General features: G+C 40.5%; 1 protein-coding gene. It reads left to right on the top strand.

Annotation, left to right across the window (positions count from 1 at the left end; translation table 11 throughout):
• The first annotated feature begins 115 nt into the window (after positions 1-115).
• The gene (locus AC1DVB_RS27035) at positions 116-1393 is read left to right on the top strand and encodes an IS110 family RNA-guided transposase (RefSeq protein WP_477591912.1); all 1278 of its coding nucleotides are present in this window, start codon (positions 116-118) and stop codon (positions 1391-1393) included.
• Positions 1394-1697 lie beyond the last annotated feature (304 nt).

The following is a 1697-nucleotide window of genomic DNA, read 5'->3' as shown; positions in this document are numbered from 1 at the left end:
GGGGCAGCATTCCTGTTAGAAGGATGTTCGAAGTCTTGAAAGAAAAAGAGCCCTCTTGTATGATGCATGAGTGTCAACGACCATTGACTCAGCATCAAACAAGGAGGACTTCTCTATGCAGTTTAAATGGAATGAAAAAATTAATCAAGTTACTGAAAATACACTCGTTGTTGGTATGGATATTGCCAAGCATGTTCATTACGCTTGTTTTGTTGATGAACGAGGGCGCGTGATAGAAAAAGCCTTCGCAGTACRTCAATCAAAAGAGGGCTTTGAACACCTGTATGAAAAGATTCGTCAAACGATGAAGGAAGCTAAGAAAACAGAAGTAATTGTTGGAATTGAGCCAACAGGCCACTACTGGATGAACTTAGCCAATTTCTTAGATCATTACGGCATACCACTAGTCATGGTGAATCCAATGCATGTCAAACGATCGAAAGAACTGGACGATAATTTACCGACAAAGAACGATAAAAAAGATGCATTAGTCATCGCTCGTTTATTGAAAGATGGGCGTTTTAGCTATCCACGTTTATTAAAAGAAGTAGAAGCAGAACTTCGTATCGGATCTACTCTTCGTTCAAAGTTAACGGAAGATTTAGCGAGTATTAAAAACCGAATCATTCGTTGGCTTGATCGTTATTTTCCCGAGTTTACTCAAGTCTTTCCGGCTTTCGGAAAGATGGCTCTAGCTACATTGGAAATGRCTCCGTTGCCACAGGATATCGATGGAAAAAGTGCTGAGGAGCTTGTCTTTCTTTACCGTAAGGTAAAGGGAATGAGAGCTCCACAGCTACCAAAAGCAAAACTACTCATTGAAGCAGCGACGAAYTCMATTGGACTGACAGAAGGGACACAGATGGCCCGACATGAAATTGCCACGCTCCTGCGTCAGTATCGCTTACTAGAAAACGAAATTGAATCTGTGAATAGTCAATTATCCGAAATGGCCCAAACAACTATGGAATATGAGCTGCTGGCTTCAGTTCCAGGATTAGGAGATGCAACCATTGTTGATTTGCTTTCAGAAGTTGGAAGCTTTTCACTTTATGAAAATCCACGCCAATTGATTAAACTAGCGGGATTAACATTACGTGAAAACTCATCTGGTCAGCATAAGGGACAAAAACATATCTCCAAACGAGGAAGAAAGCGACTTAGATATATTCTTTTCAAAGTAATAGTACCACTCATTCGTCACAACAAGGGGTTTAAACAGCTTCATGAATATTACACAACACGCCAACAAAATCCCTTGCGCGGAAAGCAATCGATGGTGGTACTCTGCGGTAAATTGTTGAAAGTATTGCATGGTATTTGTAAAAAGAAAGTCCATTTTAATGAGCAGAATATGATAAAGGATCTCTACTGCCTCTCAGAGGCAGCGTAAGCATTTCTAACTATCGATTTATAACAAGAAGGATGACACGGAGAAGCCAGCAACATTACTAAACTAAGACCAAGAGTCCCCGGGGCAGCTTAGCAGGCCTCTGCCTTATGAATAGACCGAACGAAGGAATGTAAGCGCAAATGACGCTAAGAGACATGGGAGGGTACGTCATCATAAGTTTCGCAGAGATCTATTGTGCATCACATAGTGGAGAAAATAGCTAATGATTTCCATTAGTTTTAGCGAAGCGTACGCTCAATTTACTAATAAAAACCAGAATTTCAATACTCTGTTTAAAAGTAGA

Source organism: Peribacillus sp. P4_D6 (genome assembly GCF_056401795.1).
The sequence above is the reverse complement of the archived record's forward strand: the minus strand, read 5'-3'. Positions and strand labels throughout refer to the sequence as shown.